Genomic DNA, 16,548 nt, shown 5'->3' with positions numbered 1-16,548 from the left:
GAAACCTGCAGAAACTTGACTGGGGCTTCTCGATCCGCCTCGCCATGCCTCACTTGGCGGTTCAGAACAGCACCTGGGTCTTCAGGCGCAGGTTGCGTGAGGAGCTGCCAATGGCCACCCGCAACGGGCCGCGGGCACATTGCCAGCCGCTCTCGGTCCAGACACTCAGTGGGTGGCCCGGGTCGTTGCGGCTGATGCGGCGGTGCACGCGGCGGCTTTCACCTGCGGCCAGCGGCAGCGACGCGAAATCCACCAGCCGGTGCGGTGGCTGGCCGGGCACGGGCAGGCCGAGGTAGACCTGGGCCACTTCGCGCCCGGCACGCTCGCCGCTGTTGCGCACGGTGAAGCTCAGCTCCAGCCCGTCGGCATCGGTGTGCACCTGCAGTTCGCTGTACTCGAAGCGGGTGTAGGACAGGCCGTGGCCGAAGGCAAAGCGCACGGGCAGGGCGCGTGCATCGAAGCCCCGGTAACCCACCTGCAGGCCTTCGCTGTAATGCACCGTGCCGTCCTCGCCCGGGTATTGGGCGCGGCTGCGCAGCAGGCCATGGGCGCTGAGCGGAAAGCTCAGCGGCAGTTTGCCCGAGGGGTTGACGTCACCCACCAGGATGCGTGCCAAGGCGCTGCCTTGCTCCTGCCCCAGGTACCAGGCCTGCAGGATGGCGGGAATGCCGGTCTCCCAGCTCTCGGTCTCGACCGGGCCACCGCTCATGTTGATCACCACGGTGCGCGGGTTGGCGGCCGCCACGGCACGCACCAGGGCGGCCTGGTTGTTGGGCAGGCGCAGGTCGGGGCGATCCATCTGCTCGGTTTCGTAGCTGCGCACGGCCAGCACCACCAGGTCGGCACCTTCGGCCAGGGCGCAGGCTTCGCGCATGGAGGCCGTGGGCCGCTCGCTCGGCGGGCGCCAGCCCAGGCGCAACTGGGCGCCGGTCAGCCAGCCTTGCGAAGGGGCATTGGCCAGGTATTCGATGCACAGCTCATGGCCCTGGGCCCCGGCCCGCAGTTGCAGGGCCACGCCCGCGGTTTCGGGTGGCGGGCCGGCTTCGCCGCCGCCACTGCCCAGGGGCTGGGGCGGCAGTTCACGGGCTTCGGGCAGGTGGTCGGCGCGCAGGTTCATCTGGGCCTGGGCCACCGGCCAGTCGGGCCCCACCGGGCTGTCGCTGCCGTCCTCGGCGCGCTTCACATCGGCGTGCGCCCCCCAGGCCGCACCCGAGGCACCGGCGCCGCTGGCCGAGCCGCCGCCTGCGCGGAAGGCGTCCAGCACCAGCTCGCCGTCGAGCCAGATGCGCAGCGTGCCCAGCAAGGTGGCGCTGAGCTCGTAGCGGCCGCTCTCGGGCACCACCAGGCGGCCGGTGAAGCGCGCCGAGATCGCGCCCGACAGCTCGTTGGGCAGCTTGGGGTAGCGGCTGGAGTTGGCGTCAAAGCCCGGAAAGTTGAAGAAGCCGCCGTTCAAGGCGACCTGGGGCATCACGCATTCGAAGCAGGCCTCGCCACCCAGGTGCGGGTTGCTCCAGAACCGGGTGTGCAGGCCGGGCGCTGCATCGGCCGCCGGGCCGCTGCGCAGGCAGTCGCCGGGCAGGGAGTCGGGGCCGGGCAGCAGGTCGGCGGCCGAGATGGGGTCGTTGCCCACGGCGTGCTGCACCAGCACGTCGGGGCCCAGGCGCTGGCGCAGGCCCTCGAGCAGGCTCGTGGCGTGCGCCGGCTGCACCCGGCTGCTGCCGCCACCGGCCACGTGGGCATTGTCGACATCGGGGCCGATCACCACCACCCGGCGCAGGGCTTCAGGGCGCACCGGCAGCAGATCACCATCGTTCTTCAGCAGCACCACCGCCTGTTCGGCCACGGCCTGGGCCACGCTGCGGTGGGCCTCGTCGTTCAAGGGGGCGATGGCGGGCGGGCGTTCGATCAGCTGCAGGCCGACCATGGTGCGCAGGATGCGGCGGCACATCTCGTCCAGGGTGGCCAGGGGCACCTGGCCTTGCTCCACCGCCTGCTGCAGGCGCTCACCGTAGTGCTGGCCCGAAGGCTGTTCCTGGTCCAGGCCCGCCAGGGCCGAGGGCACGGTGCTGTGGGTGGCGGCGTAGTCACTCATCACCCAGCCGGCAAAGCCCCACTCACGGCGCAGCAGCTGGTCCAGCAGCCAATGGTTCTCGCAGGCAAACACCCCGTTGACGCGGTTGAAGGCGCCCATCAGCGAAGCCACGGCACTGTGGCGCACCACGGCCTCGAAGGGGCGCAGGTAGATCTCGCGCAGGGTGGCTTCGTCCACCGCGGCGTTCACGCTGGCGCGCTCGTGCTCCTGGTTGTTCACGGCATAGTGCTTGAGGCAGGCCGCCACCGCGTGGGCCTGGATGGCCGGGATCTCGGCCAGCGCCATGCGGGCGTTGAGCAGCGGGTCTTCGCCAAAGGACTCAAAGGTGCGCCCGCCCACCGGCACGCGCGCGATGTCCACCGCGGGCGCCAGGATCACGTTGTGGCCGCTGGCGCGGGCCTCGTGGCCCAGCACATCGCCATAGTGTTGGGCCAGCTCGGTGTTCCAACTGGCGGCCAGGGCGATGGGCGCGGGCAGGGCGGTGGCGCGGCCCCCATGCACGGCACCGTTGTTGATGCGCACGCCGCAGGGGCCGTCGGCCATGGTCAGCTCGGGCAGGCCCGGGCCGGGCACGGCTGCGCTGTAGAAGCCGAAGTTGTAGTTGAGGTCACCGCTGACCAGTTCGATCTTGTCGTTCAGGCTCATGCGGGCCAGCAGGTCGGCCACGCGTTCGCTCAGGCCGGGTTGATGGCGCCAGTCGGCAGGCAGGGGAGGCAGGGAGTTCATGGGAGAGAGGTCTGTCGAAGGATTCTGTTGAAGAGGGCGACGTGCTCAGCGCACCTTGCGGATGGGCAACACGGCCAGCGCACCCACCAGGGCAAAGACGGCTGCCGCGGTGAACAGCGCGCTGTAGTTCTGCGGGCCACCCAGGGCCAGGAACAGCGGCGCGATCATGGGAGCCACGGATTGCGGCATGGCGCTGGCCAGGTTGAACAGGCCCAGGTCTTTGGCGGCCTCGTCGGGGTTGGGCAGCACCTCGGTCACCAGGGCCAGGTCGACGGCCACATACATGCCCTGGCCCAGGCCACACACGCCCACGCCCAGCAAAAGGCCATTGAAGTCATGGGCCAGGCCGATGACCAGCAGGCCGGCCGCATAGATCAGAGCGGCCATCAGCACAAAGGCCTTGCGTCGCCCGCTGCGGTCGCTGAGCCAGCCGCTGGCCAGGCTGGACAGCACGATGGTGATGGATGACACCAAGGTGGAGCGGAACATCATGTCGGGCACGGCCTCGGTGCTGACGCCCAGTTTGTCGAGCATGTAGAACACCTGGTAGGTCATCAGGGTGGCGATGCCCAGCAGCAGCATGAAGCGGCTCACAAAGGCCCACAGAAAGTCACCGGCGCCCTTCGGGCTGATCAGGAAGCTGCGGGCAAAGCCCGCCAGGCTCATCGCCTCGGGCGCCTGTGCGGGGGCCATGCGGTCGCGCATGCCGGCGCACAGCAGCAGCACGAAAATGGTGAACAGGCCGGCGGGCAGCAGAAACATCTGGGCCAGGCTGCTGGCCTCCTGGGCCACGTACACCCCGGCCAGGATGCCGGCGGGCATGCACATGCCCAGCAGGCCGCCGACGGCGCCGCGCTGGGATTCGGGAATCTGGTCGGGCATCAAGGCCATCAGGGCGGCCAGCACGGCGTTGTAGGCCAACTGAGCCAGCGACCAGCCCAGCATCAGCAGCCACACCGTGGGGCTGACGGCCACGATGGCCAGGCCCGCCAGGCCCAGCAGGGCCCCGCCCACCAGCCAGGGGCGGCGCATGCCGAAGCGTGAGCGCGTGCGGTCGCTGAACAGGCCGGCCACGGGGTTGGCGATCATGGCCACGAAGGCGCCGATGCCCAGCACCCAGGCCAGGGTGGACTCTTTGCTGTCGGGGGCCAACTGGTTCACCTTGAGGGCCATGGTGACGATGACCGGTGTCATCACGGCCATCCAGAAGCCGAAGGTGGCCAGCCCGTACAGGGCGATGAAGCGGCGTGAGGCGCGCGCCGGGGCGGTGCGCCCGGGCAGCGGGGTGTCGGGGGCGCGTGGGGCAGTGGTCATGGGGGTGTGGGGGGGTATGAGGGGGGCGCGTCGAGGCCTGGCCCCGGGGCGGGGCCAGGCGAAGAGCGCAGGGCAGGGCGCTGTACAGGGCGCTGGACTGACTTAAGGGGTGCCCTTGGCGGCGGCCTGGCCGGCCTTGACGTACTTCAATTCGTTGAAGGTCAGCACCTCGAAACGGCCGCCGCGGTAGACGACCTCGGTGATGCTGGCGTTGGCCAGGGGCTTGTGCAGCGGGTAGTTGTTGCCTGGCGCCAGGGCGTCCACCACTGCCGCGATGGCCAGGCCGTGCGACACCACCAGCACCTTGCCGCCGCCTTTGCGGGCCTGCTGGCTGGCGATGTCGGTCAAGCCGCCGATCAGGCGCTTGCTGATGGTGGCGTAGTCTTCGGCCGGCCAGGTCTTGCCATGGGTGGTGCCGCGCTGGCGGTCCATGGCTGCCACGGTGTTGGAGAAGCGTTTGGGCGTGAATTGCTTGAGCCAGGCTTCCATGGGCAGGCCGTCGAAGCGGGCTGCATCGTCCCACAGGGTGCTGTTCAGGTCGGCCTCGTAGCTGCCGAAGTTGAACTCGCGCAGGCGCGAGTCAATCTGCAAGGGCAACTGGGTCTGGCCACTGAACTGCTGCACCACGCGGGCGGTTTCCATGGCGCGGCCGCTGTCGCTGCTGTAGACGGCCGCAAAGCGCGTGTCCTTGAGTCCGCGGCCCAGGTCTTGTGCCACGGCAATGCCCTCGGGGGTGAGAACCGCATCCGACCAGCCCTGCACCCGGTCGGAGACATTGAGCATGGTCTTGCCATGGCGGGTCAGGTAGAGGTGGACTTCGGCTTCGTCCGATTTGTCAGCGGGCGCCGCCGTGGCGCTGAAGCACAGGGCGATCAGGCTCAGGCCGCAGACGCGGCGCAGGATGTTCTTGAGCATCATGGGGAGTCTCCGGCAGGGTCAGAAGAATTCGTGGCGGTAGTCGAGGCGGATCATCGGACCCGTCTTGCTGGCATTGAGCTGCCGGCCCTGGCTGACGTCAGGAGCGCCTTGCACTTCGCGCCAGTTGCGCGACCAGTCGTAGGCCACCACGGTGTGCAGGCCCTTCAAGAAACTGGGCTTGTATTCGACGAACACCATCACGTCGCCGTGCGCCAGGTCCACGCCCTTGTATTTCATGCCACTGCCGTAGTAGGCACCAGCACCCACGCTGAACTCGCGGTTCAATGGCTGGGTGGCTGTGCCGAACACCATCAGCTCGCGGTGGTACATGTAGTCGATCATCCCGTTGTAGGCCGGGCTGACGAAGCGGCCCACCGCGTTGCGCGCGATGTTGTACTCAAAGAAGCCCATGCCGTTGGGGTTGCTGTTGGGCGCATGGGTGTAGGTGGCGCCACCTTGCAGCAGGGTCTTGTCGGCCTGGCCGCTGAGGCGCACGGCAGCGTGGTAGGCATCGCGGTCGAAGCCGCGGCGGGCATTGGCGTTTTCCTGCTGCCAGACGCTGAGGGCACGGTTGTGGTACAGAAAGCCCTCGGCCTTGAGCGAGCCCTTCTGGGTGGGGTCGGTCTGCCAGACGCCTTCAAGGCCTTCGCGCGCCACGTAATGCGGTGCGGCGCCGGCGAAGTACAGCAGCGAGCGGTTCTTCTGCGGCTCCCACTTGATCTGGGCGGTGGCCAGGTAGTCGATGGCCGTGCCTTTGGCGGTCGTGAAGCGGCGCTTGAAGGTCTCGTTGCGGTCGACGCTGGCATCCACCACGGCCACCAGCCCGCTCCAGGCCCCTTGCTCGGCGTCAAGGCGGGCGCCGCTGTAGAGCTTTTCCAGGGCGCGGCTGTCACGCGCGTGCAGCATGCCCATGTTGGACACCTTCTGAACGCCCAGGCGCGACTTGAAGTGCGTCTCGCCGCCTTGCCATTTGAGCTTGAGGGCGTGTTCACCGATGCGGCTGAAGCTGGCCGGGTTGCGCGGCAGGGTGCCGTCGGTGAAGCCGCTGGCATCGGTGCCGGTGCTGATGTTCAGCGCGGTGTCGTAGGACAGGTCGAAGCCGATCGTGTCTGCCCAGTAGCCGCTGCTGAAATCCAGCGACGAAGCCTGCACCCAGGTGTGGTAGTTGGGCGGCAAGCTGGCATCGGGCGTGCTGGTGCCGGCCTTGTAGAGGTTGCGCAGGTGCAGGCTCAGATGGCTGTCGTCGATCAGGGCATAGCCGGTGTGCCAGGCGGTTTTGGCACTGGCGGTGGCACCGGGGTTGGTGCTGTCGGCGGAGCTGTCCTGGGCCAGCACGGGGCTGCTGATCAGGGCAAAGGTCGCGAGTCCGAGCAGGGGCCGCAGGCGGTTGGGGGCTTGAATCAAAAAATGTCTCCTTGGGGTCGTCGTCCGACCCGCGCAGTGCTGGCCTCACGCAAGGTGGCCTGCGTGACGCAGCGACGGATCCGCAGCGGCGAATCGGACGAGCGCATTCTTCAAAGAGATCGCCATGGCGTCTGCGCCAAAAGCTGACAGGCGCAGGGGCAAATCCTGACCTGTGCGGGAAAGTACGGGGGTGTGGAGGCCGATGGGGCGTGGCCCAAGGGCTTGCGCTGCCTCAGGGCCGTGGCAGCCCGGGCGATGGGGAGTCGCAGGGGGCGGGCGTAGCGCTCAGGCGCCCCCGAGCACCTGGAGGGTGTTCAGAAACCCAGGCTGGCCAGCAGGTCGTCGACCTGAGACTGGTTGGTCACCACTTCGCGGTTGGATTGGCCCTCCACCACCGGGCCTTGCAGGTCCTTGGTGGCTGGCGCATGGCTGGTGCTGCCGTCGGGGGCTGTGCTGACCAACAGATCGAGCAACTGCTTTTCGATGTCGGAGGCCAGGTTGACCACCCGCGCGATGACTTGTCCGGTCAGGTCGTGGAAGTCCTGCGCCATCATGATGTCGGTCAGGTTCTCGTCCATCGCGGCATTCGACTGGCTGACCAGGTGCAGGTAGGTCAGCAAATCCTTGCCGGTGAAGGTGGTGCCTGGATAGCGCTCGATCAGCTCGGTCAGGCGGCGGGTTTCCACATCCACCGGCTCACGTGCGGCCTTGGTCTTGTCGACCGAGTTCAGCACCTTCTCGGCGGCCTCGCCGGTCAGGCGGGCGATGTAGCTCAGGCGGCTCTTGGCGTCGGGCAGTTCTTCGGCCGCGCCATGCAATTTGTCAGCGATGCCCAGGGCGTTGAGCGAGTCGTGCAGCTGACGGGTGAGCTGGCCCAGGCGAAAGTGGACATCGACTTCATCCTGGTTGTGGGCGATTTCAGGTCCGTGGTCGTCGGTCATGGGGCGTTGGGGCTGGGCTGTTGCGTGGGGGCACGCGGTTGGTCACACCGGGATTTGTAGACTTTCGTCACAATTTTCACAATATAGCCTGCCCTAAGCCCTGCTTCAGTGATTTCCTGCCACTGATCCATGCCAAGCCGCAAATTTCCGGGAAAACCCCGCAGGGGTTTCTTTAAAACCCTGCAGGCATGTCAGCAAAGTCCCCGGGGTGCAAAAGCACAGCTCGGCAGGCCGTGTCTGTGGGCTGCGAGGACAAGCCGAGCCGCGTTGTCCAAGCTCAGTGGCTGTTCCGGGCGTCCAGCATGGCGAGGTAGGCCGCTTCCAACTTTTTGGCGAATGCCAAGGGTTCAAACAAGGTGGAGTGCTGTACTCCATCCAGAACTCTTTGTCGGGCTGCTGCCAGTCGTTGGGGTGACAGGGCCAGATCCAGTGCCAGTTGACGATACTGTTCCAAATCGTGAGCAATCAAATCTGTGCACCCGATGGTGGTGAGCAGGCTCGCTCCTACCCGGGCCGGAAAGCTGTTGCCTTGGCAGGTGATCATCACACCGCCCATGCGTAGCGCGTCACTGGCGGTGGTATGCGCACCATAGGGTAGCGTGTCCAGGAACAGGTCGGCCAAGGCATGTCTGGCCAGGTGCCGGGCACGCGACTCGCGCTTGGCAAATACCAGTCGCTCTGCATCGATGCCGCGCAATTTGGCTTCCTGCTGCAGACGGATCTGTGCATCGGGCTCGTTGCCGAGCAGCCAAAGGACACTTCCATCGACGGCTCGAAGCAGATCACACCACACGTCGAACAGCGCTGGGGTGATCTTGTAGCCATTGTTGAAGCAACAGAATACGAAGCCCTGAGCCGGCAGGCCCTCCTCAGCGGGGGCCGGGGCGGGGGGCAAAGCTTCGGGATTCAGTCGGGCGTTGGCTTGATAGCACCCGGGCAATTGCCAGATCTTCTCGGTGTAGAAGGGCTGATGTTCCAGGGGCGTCACAACCGCATCGCCCAGGATGAAATCCATGGATTCGGAGCCTGTGGTGCCCGGGTGACCGAGGTAATTGACCTGGATGGGTGCGATCCGTTGATGAAACACCTCAAATCGGGCGTCACGGGTATGGCCTTTCAGATCGACGGCCAAATCCAGTTCCATGGCCCGCAGGGAGTCGATCAGCGAGGCGTCGTCCAGCTCGCCTGCATCGATCACCCGATCGAAATGGTGCTTCATCCAGGCCAGCCGGTCGCTGGTCAGTTGAGGACCGATCGTGACGGCGATGAGTTCAAATTGTTCGCGATTGTGGCATTCGAACACCTCCTGCATCAGGTGCATGGTGGCGTGGTCGTGAAAGTCGCCTGAGACGTAGGCCAGGCGCAGACGCTGGCGTTCCATGGTGGGCACATTCCACGAAACAGGCCGTGGTGCCCGCAGTCGTGCGACGTCCTGGCGAGCAGCTTCCAGTTGCAGCGACAGGTCGTCAAAGCATGTCAATGCGTCAAATGGAAGCAGGCGATGCCGCCCCTCCAACAGGCCGTCCCGCACCGTCATGCGTAGCAGCTCCAGATCGCTCCAGTCGAAGCAGCGCATCTGATTGGTCAGCAGTCCGGCCTGGGCGAACTCCGCCATTGGATCGATGGCGCACAGGGCGCGAAAAGTCTTTACGGCGAGTTGGTGGTGGCGAAAGGCCGCGTGCAGGTCGCCCACATGGCGCATCAGCACTTTGCGCTCGCCACCCAGCGCGATCGCCTTCTGGTAGCTGGCCAGTGCCTGTTCGTAAAGTCCCCGCTCCTCTAGCAGTGTTGCGAGGTTGGCATGGGCTTCCGGGGCCTCCGGTGCGAGCGCTATCGCCTGGCGGTAGGCCTGGTCCGCTGCTGTTTGTTGGCGAAGTGTCTGTAGCGCAAGCCCTTTGAGGTTCCATGCCCGCGCATGGTGGGGCGCTTGGGCAAGCGCCACGGCCAGAGAGTCCAGCGCCAGACGTGGCTGGCCGGCCTCCTCAAGCACGGCGCCCAAGGCATAGTGGGCTTCCGTTTGCTGTGGGTCCAGTGTGAGGGCTTGCCTGAGCACCGCCGCAGATTCTTCGAGCCTCTCCAGCGCCTGCAGGGCCAGCCCTTTGCCCAGCAGCAGGCGGGCTTCGTCAGGGTGATGCCGCAAGGCTTCGTCGCTGTGAATCAGGGCTTCTGGCCACCGGTAGGACCTGCGCAATGTGTTGCCCTTGTTGATCCAGGCTTCCAGGTAGTCTGGCTTGAGTGCCAGGGCTCGTTCGGAGGCCGCGAGCGACTCTTCCACCCGCCCCAGCTCGCGCAGACCGATGCTGAGGTTGTTGTAGACAGGTGCGAAGCTGTCGTGCAGGGCAATGGCCCTTTGCAGTGCTTCGACACCGGCTTCCCAGCGCTGTCCCTTCAGATGCAGCATGCCGAGCATTTGCAGCGCGTCAAAATGTTGAGGGGCTTGTTGTAGCAGTGACTTGAGCGCTGTTTCTGCCTCCATGCTGCGCCCTTCACGCAGCAGCGCCACAGCTTGGGCAAAACGCTGCTCAGGGGTGAGCGTGGCAGTAGCCGGGCGCTTCAGCAGAGAGGGGGCTGCTCCGAAGAGCTTGATCCCGGATTTGGGTGTGGACATGGCGTTGGGGGCGTTTCAGTCAGGACCGCGCAGGGCCGGCATTCGAGGATCAGAGCTTCTTGACCAGCACCTGGCTCTTGCGGTCCCAGTTGTACTTGCGCTTGCGGGCCTCGGGCAGCCAGTCGGGGTCGACGGGCTGGAAGCCGCGCTTGATGAACCAGTGCATGGTGCGGGTGGTGAGCACAAAAATGCTCTGCAAGCCCATGGCCCGGGCACGCTGCTCGATGCGCTTGAGGATTTTTTCGCCATCGCCCTGGCCCTGGCTCTGGGGCGAGACGGTCACGGCGGCCATCTCGGCTGTGCGGGCCTCGGGGTAGGGGTAGAGGGCGGCACAGGCGAAGATCACGCCATCGTGGTCGATGATGCTGTAGGCCTCGATGTCGCGTTCGATCTCGGTGCGGCTGCGTTTGACCAGGGTGCCGTCTTTTTCAAAGGGCTCGATGAGCTGCAGGATGCCGCCCACGTCGTCGGCCGTGGCTTCGCGCAGTTCTTCGAGCTTTTCGTCCACCACCATGGTGCCGATGCCGTCGTGCACATAGACCTCCAGCAGCAGCGAGCCGTCCACCGCGAAGGGCAGGATGTGGCTGCGCTCGACGCCGCCCTTGCAGGCCTGCACGCAGTGCTGCAGGTAGAAGGCGGTGTCGGTGGGTTGTTGCGGCTTGGGCAACTGGGCCAGCAGCTTTTCGGCGGCGGCCAGGGGCAGTTCGGTGTCGATGGGGTTGTCTTCGCCCTCGGGGGCCAGGGGGTCCTGCCGGATGCCGGGCACCTCGGTCAGGAAGATCAGCTTGTCGGCCTGCAGCTCGGTGGCCACGCGGGTGGCGACTTCTTCCATGCTGAGGTTGAAGGCTTCACCGGTGGGCGAGAAGCCAAAGGGCGACAGCAGCACCATGGCGCCGAAATCCAGCGAGCGCTGGATGCTGGCCACATCGACCTTGCGCACCAGGCCCGAGTGCTTGAAGTCGACGCCGTCAACGATGCCCACCGGGCGGGCGGTCAGGAAGTTGCCCGAGATCATGCGCACGGTCGAGCCGGCCATCGGGGTGTTGGGCAGGCCCATGCTGAAGGCCGCCTCGATCTCGTAGCGCAACTGGCCGGCGGCCTCTTGCGCGCAGTCGAGGGCGATCTCGTCGGTGATGCGGATGCCGTGGGAGTAGCGCGGCTCCTGGCCCTTGGCCCGCAGTTGTTCGTTGACCTGGGGGCGGAAGCCGTGCACCAGCACGATCTTCACGCCCATGCTCTGGATCAGCGCGAGATCTTGCGCGATGTGCGGCAGTTTGCCGGCCGCGATGGCCTCACCCGCGATGCCGACCACAAAGGTCTTGCCCCGGTGCATGTGGATGTAGGGTGCCACCGAGCGGAACCAGGGCACGAAGGTGAAATTGAAAACAGCGGACATGGTGGGCGTGGGCGGGGGAGGGGCTGCGGGGTATCCGGCCTGTTTTCAGCAATTTCCGGATGCGAGGGCGCAAAGTGTAGCGCCCTCGCTGCACTGCAGCACGGCCCCACCACTCCCGATGCGCGGTGGGGGGCCTGTGATCAGGCCGCTGCCAGCGCGTGCAGGCTGGACACGGTCTGCACGCAGGCCAGGGCTGCTTCGGTGCCCTTCACGTTGAAGTGGTTCTGGAAGTACTTGCGGTGCTCCAGGTGCTCATGGAAATGGTGTGGCGTGAGCACGGCCGAAATCACCGGCACATCGGTTTCGAGTTGCACGCGCATCAAGGCCTCGATCACGGTCTGGGCGACGAACTCATGGCGGTAGATGCCGCCGTCCACCACCAGTGCGCAGGCCACCACCGCCTGGTAGCGGCCGCTGCGGGCCAGGCGCTGCGCGTGCAGCGGGATCTCGAAGGCCCCGGGCACGCCGATCACGTCGATGGCGCTGGCGGGCACGCCGTGGCGGGCCATCTCGCTCAGAAAGGCCGCCCGGGCCTGCTGCACGATGTCGGCGTGCCAGGCCGCCTCGACAAAGGCATAGCGGGCATCGGGGGGCAACTGCAGCGGCGCTTGAGAGGCTTGCAGATCGAGGGGGGGAAGGGAAAAGTCTTTGTGACTCATGACTGACTCGTGGTTTCCATCAAAGGCCCCGAACAGGGGCCGCGGTTTCCAGAAATCAGGGTCGCACGAACACCCGCCCGCCACGGCGCGCGGACAGGCCGGCGCCGGTGGGGCGGGGTGGTCGCGCTCTCTTTCATCCGGACTGTGACCGTCGGCCCCGGAGTCACACCGGGTCTGCTGACCCCGGCCATGCAGGCATGGCCGGGCGCTCGCGGGCTTGTGCAGCCAAGGCTGCCATCACCGCCGGTGGGGAGTTCCACCCCGCCCTGAGAACGCTTGTTGCCGGCGCAACGAGGCGCCGACGCCCGCATTCTAGGGCTTGCCGTCGAACGGTACCGGCGCACTGGCGACAGACCTGGTGCCGCACGGGATTTGCTGCGGCGCTGAGGCGGCACCGGGTGGGGAGAGATAATTGCGGGTTGTCCATTTTTGAACCGGTCCCGCCCTTGTCCACAGCCCCGCTCCAGATCGACTTTCCTGAATCGCTGCCCGTCTCGGGCAAACGCGACGAGATCATGGCGGCGTTGGCGCAGCACCAGGTGATCATCGTGTGCGGTGAGACCGGCTCGGGCAAGACCACTCAGTTGCCCAAGATCGCCCTGGCCATGGGACGCGGTCGGCTCAACGCGGCGCCGGGCCAGAAGGGGCAGCTGATCGGCCACACGCAGCCACGCCGCATTGCGGCCAGCTCGGTGGCCAAGCGCATCGCCGAAGAGCTCAAGACGCCGCTGGGCGAGGTGGTGGGCTACAAGGTGCGTTTCCAGGACCGCCTGTCCAAGGACAGCTCGGTGAAGCTGATGACCGACGGCATCTTGCTGGCTGAGACCCAGACCGATCCACTGCTCAAGGCCTATGACACGCTGATCATCGACGAGGCCCATGAGCGCAGCCTCAACATCGACTTTCTGCTGGGCTACCTGCGCCAGATCCTGCCGCGTCGTCCCGATCTGAAGATCGTGGTCACCTCGGCCACCATCGATGCGAATCGCTTTGCCGAACACTTCGCCTCGGCCAAGGGGCCGGCGCCGGTGATCTACGTCTCGGGCCGCACCTTCCCGGTCGAGCAGCGTTACCGGCCCTTCGAAGAGTCGCGCGACTACGGGCTCAACGAAGCCATTGCCGATGCGGTGGACGAGCTGTGGCAGGGCAATGCGGGCGGTGACATCCTGGTGTTTCTGCCCGGCGAGCGTGAGATCCGTGAGGCGGCCGACCACCTGCGCGGCCATTTGGCCCACCAGCCGCACCTGCGCAACGCCGAGGTGCTGCCCTTGTTTGCCCGGCTGTCGCAGGCCGAGCAGGACCGCATCTTTGATGGCCACACCGGCCGGCGCATCGTGCTGGCCACCAACGTGGCCGAGACCTCGCTCACGGTGCCGGGCATCCGCTACGTGGTGGATGCCGGCACCGCGCGGGTGAAGCGCTACAGCTTTCGCAGCAAGGTGGAGCAGTTGCTGGTCGAGCCCATCAGCCAGGCGGCGGCCAACCAGCGGGCCGGGCGTTGCGGCCGGGTGGCCAACGGCATCTGCATCCGCCTGTACGACGAGAAGGACTTCACGGCCCGCCCCCGCTTCACCGATCCCGAGATCCTGCGCAGCTCCCTGGCCGGGGTGATCCTGCGCATGAAGTCGCTGCACCTGGGCGTGGTGGAAGAGTTTCCGTTTCTCGAATCCCCCTCGGGCCGAGCGATTGCCGACGGCTACCAGCTGCTGTCCGAGCTGGGCGCGGTGGACGATGCCCACGAACTGACCCCCATGGGCCAGGAACTGGCCCGCCTGCCGCTGGACCCGCGGGTGGGCCGCATGATCATCGAGGCGCGCGACCGCAATGCGCTGGAAGAGGTGCTGGTGATCGCGGCTGCCCTGTCGGTGCAGGACGTGCGCGACCGCCCCATGGAAGCCCAGGCCCAGGCCGATCAGGCGCATGCCAAGTGGGACGACGAAAAGAGCGAGTTCAGCGGCTACATCCGCCTGTGGCAATGGCTGGCCGATGCGCGTGGCGGCGCCATCCCGCTGACCCGGCGCGGCCAGGCGGCGCCCCCGCCGCCGCCCCAGCGTCGCGCCAGTGCCGCCGTGCTGCCGGTGGCCCAGCGCCTGCAGGCGCCGGCCATCATCGCGCCGCCCGAGCCGGTGGCCGCCACCCACAAGCTGAGCAACCGCCAGTACGAGAACCTGCTGCGCCAGAACTTCATCAATGTGCGTCGGCTGCGCGAGTGGCGCGACATCCACAGCCAACTGCTGACCGTGGTCACCGAGCACCGCTGGGTGATCAACCGCAACCCGGCCAGTTACGAGCAGATCCACCTGTCCATGCTGGCCGGCCTGCTGGGCAACGTGGGCTGGAAGATGGACGAAGAGGGCGGCTCGGGCTCCTCCGGCGAGTACCTGGGCGCGCGGGGCATCAAGTTCCACCGCCACCCCGGGGCCCACCTCAAGAAAAAGCCCGGGCGCTGGATCGTCTGCGCCGAACTGGTCGAGACCACGCGCCTGTTCGGCCGCGGCATCGCCAACATCGAGCCCCAATGGCTGGAGCAGATCGGTGGCCACCTGCTGAAAAAGCAGATGCTCGACCCGCACTGGGAAAAGCGCGGTGCCGAGGTGGTGGCCTACGAGCGTGCCACCCTCTATGGCTTGGTGGTGTACAGCGGGCGGCGCATCAGCTATGGGCGCATCGACCAGGTGGCCGCGCGCGAGATCTTCATCCGCCAGGCCCTGGTGGAAGGCGAGTTCGACACCAAGCTGCCCTTCCTGGCCGCCAACCAGAAACTGATCCGCCAGGTGGAAGACCTGGAGCACAAATCGCGCCGCCAGGACGTGCTGGTCGATGAAGAGCTGATCTACGCCTTCTACGACAAACTGCTGCCCGCCGACGTCTACAGCGGCGCCACGCTGGAGCATTGGTACAAAGAGGCCTCGAAGCTCAACCCCAAGCTGCTGTACCTGACCCGCGAAGAGTTGATGCGCCACGAGGCCGCCGGCATCACCACCAGCGCCTTTCCGCGCCATGTGCGCATGGGCGGCGTGGATTGCGTGGCCACCTACCTGCACCAGCCCGGCGATGCCAAGGACGGTGTCACCGTGGATGTGCCGCTGTTCGTGCTGAACCAGGTCAACGATGAGCGCTGCGAATGGCTGGTGCCCGGCATGCTCAAGGACAAGGTGCAGGCCTTGCTCAAGAGCCTGCCGCAAAAGCCCCGCGCCCGCCTGGTGCCGCTGCCTGAGAGCGCCGCCCGCTTCACCGAGCGGCTGATCGAGCCGGCCGTGTACGGCCATGGCAGCCTGACCGACGCCCTGCTCAAGCTGGTGCGTGAGCAGGTGCAGCTGGATGTGAAGCGCGCCGACTTCAAGCTCGACATGCTGGCCACCCACCTGTTCATGAACATCCGGGTGGTGGACGAGCACGGCCGGCAACTGGGCATCGGGCGCAACCTCGGGGCTCTGAAGGCCGAGTTGGGCTCAAAGGCACGGGGGGCCTTCCAGGCCCTGGCTGGCCTCAAGGTGGCGGCCGCACCCAAGCCGGCGCCTGAGGCCCGGCAAGCCGAGCCGGCCGGCCGGGGCAAGGCCCCGGCGCCGACGGCCCCGCCGGCCCCCCCCGCACGCAGCGCCGAGCAGCGCTACACCGCCTGGACCTTTGGCGAACTGCCCGAGTTGATGGAGATCCGTCGCGGTCAGCAGACCCTGATCGGCTTTCCGGCCCTGATCGATGGCGGCGATGCCGTCAGCATCGAGGTGTTCGACGAGCCCGATGTCGCGGCGGCCAAGCACCGCGCCGGCCTGCGTCGGTTGTTTGCCCTGCAGATCCGTGACGCGCTCAAGTACCTCGAAAAGAACATCCCCGACCTGCAGAAGATGGCCGTGGCCTACATGCCGCTGGGCACGCAAGAGGAGCTACGCGAGCAGATCCTGGACGTGGCACTGGAACGCGCCTTTCTGCTGGAGCCGCTGCCCACCGACGAATACGCCTTCAAGCGCCGCATCGAGGAGGGCCGCGGGCGTCTGACGCTGATCGCCATCGAGGTGGCGCGCCTGGCCGCGGCCATCCTGCTGGAGTACGCCGCCGCCGCGCGCAAGATCAAGGACACCAAGAACGCACCGGAGGCCACGGCCGATGCAGCCCAGCAGCTGCAGCGCCTGATGCCCAAGAAGTTCCTGGCCCTGACGCCCTGGGCCCAGTTGCAGCATTTCTCGCGCTACCTCAAGGCCATCACGCTGCGCCTGGACAAGTACCGGGCTGATCCGGCGCGCGACGCCACACGACTGGCCGAACTGCGCCCGCAAGAGCAGCGCTACTGGCGCCTGGTGGCCGAACGCAAAGGGGCTGTGGATGCCCGCATGCAGGAGTTCCGCTGGTTGCTCGAGGAGCTTCGGGTGAGCTTTTTTGCGCAGGAGTTGCGCACCCCGCAGCCGGTGAGCCTCAAGCGCCTGGACAAGGCCTGGGCCCAGATCAACAGCTGAGTGCTCGCCGGGCTGGGTTCGATTGCAGCAATAAAACCG

The 16,548-nt window shown here is 66.7% G+C and carries 9 protein-coding genes and 1 riboswitch; of the genes, 1 reads left to right on the top strand and 8 read right to left on the bottom strand.

The features are described 5' to 3' along the window. Positions 1 to 61: 61 nt before the first annotated feature. The 8 genes from L880_RS34345 to L880_RS0108800 form a co-directional block, all read right to left on the bottom strand. A complete protein-coding gene (locus L880_RS34345; protein WP_051443185.1) occupies positions 62 to 2,818 on the bottom strand; it encodes a glycoside hydrolase family 3 protein in 2,757 nt (918 codons plus the stop codon). 45 nt (positions 2,819 to 2,863) lie between these two features. Beyond that, a complete protein-coding gene (locus L880_RS0108830; RefSeq protein ID WP_043329001.1) occupies positions 2,864 to 4,132 on the bottom strand; it encodes an MFS transporter in 1,269 nt (422 codons plus the stop codon). 102 nt (positions 4,133 to 4,234) lie between these two features. Then, complete coding sequence (locus tag L880_RS0108825; RefSeq protein ID WP_211245300.1) at positions 4,235 to 5,050, bottom strand: histidine phosphatase family protein; 816 nt, start codon at positions 5,048 to 5,050, stop codon at positions 4,235 to 4,237. 18 nt (positions 5,051 to 5,068) lie between these two features. After that, entirely contained in the window at positions 5,069 to 6,454 is a 1,386-nt protein-coding gene (locus L880_RS0108820) for an OprD family outer membrane porin (protein ID WP_027475373.1), read from the bottom strand. Positions 6,455 to 6,768: 314 nt separating this feature from the next. Further along, a complete protein-coding gene (locus L880_RS0108815) occupies positions 6,769 to 7,395 on the bottom strand; it encodes a protein phosphatase CheZ (protein WP_051443184.1) in 627 nt (208 codons plus the stop codon). Positions 7,396 to 7,672: 277 nt separating this feature from the next. Beyond that, positions 7,673 to 10,003 carry a tetratricopeptide repeat protein gene (locus tag L880_RS32030; protein WP_051443183.1) on the bottom strand — a complete coding sequence of 777 codons (2,331 nt, stop codon included), beginning with the start codon at positions 10,001 to 10,003 and terminating at the stop codon, positions 7,673 to 7,675. Between the two features lie 49 nt (positions 10,004 to 10,052). Next, on the bottom strand, positions 10,053 to 11,399 hold the full coding sequence (gene argA / locus L880_RS0108805; RefSeq protein ID WP_027475371.1) for an amino-acid N-acetyltransferase: 1,347 nt from the start codon (positions 11,397 to 11,399) through the stop codon (positions 10,053 to 10,055). 140 nt (positions 11,400 to 11,539) lie between these two features. Further along, positions 11,540 to 12,058, bottom strand: a complete 519-nt coding sequence (locus L880_RS0108800) for a 6,7-dimethyl-8-ribityllumazine synthase (protein WP_027475370.1) — start codon at positions 12,056 to 12,058, stop codon at positions 11,540 to 11,542. Positions 12,059 to 12,179: 121 nt separating this feature from the next. Continuing rightward, positions 12,180 to 12,336: riboswitch (FMN riboswitch) on the bottom strand. A 237-nt stretch (positions 12,337 to 12,573) separates the two neighbouring features. Here L880_RS0108800 and hrpA point away from each other — a divergent pair. After that, complete coding sequence (hrpA, locus tag L880_RS0108795; protein WP_245615053.1) at positions 12,574 to 16,509, top strand: ATP-dependent RNA helicase HrpA; 3,936 nt, start codon at positions 12,574 to 12,576, stop codon at positions 16,507 to 16,509. The last annotated feature ends 39 nt before the right edge of the window (positions 16,510 to 16,548 follow it).

The sequence above is a fragment of the Curvibacter gracilis ATCC BAA-807 genome (assembly GCF_000518645.1).
Lineage (GTDB): Bacteria > Pseudomonadota > Gammaproteobacteria > Burkholderiales > Burkholderiaceae_C > Curvibacter > Curvibacter gracilis.
Note: the sequence above shows the minus strand (reverse complement) of the source record. Positions and strands in the feature narration are given on the sequence as shown.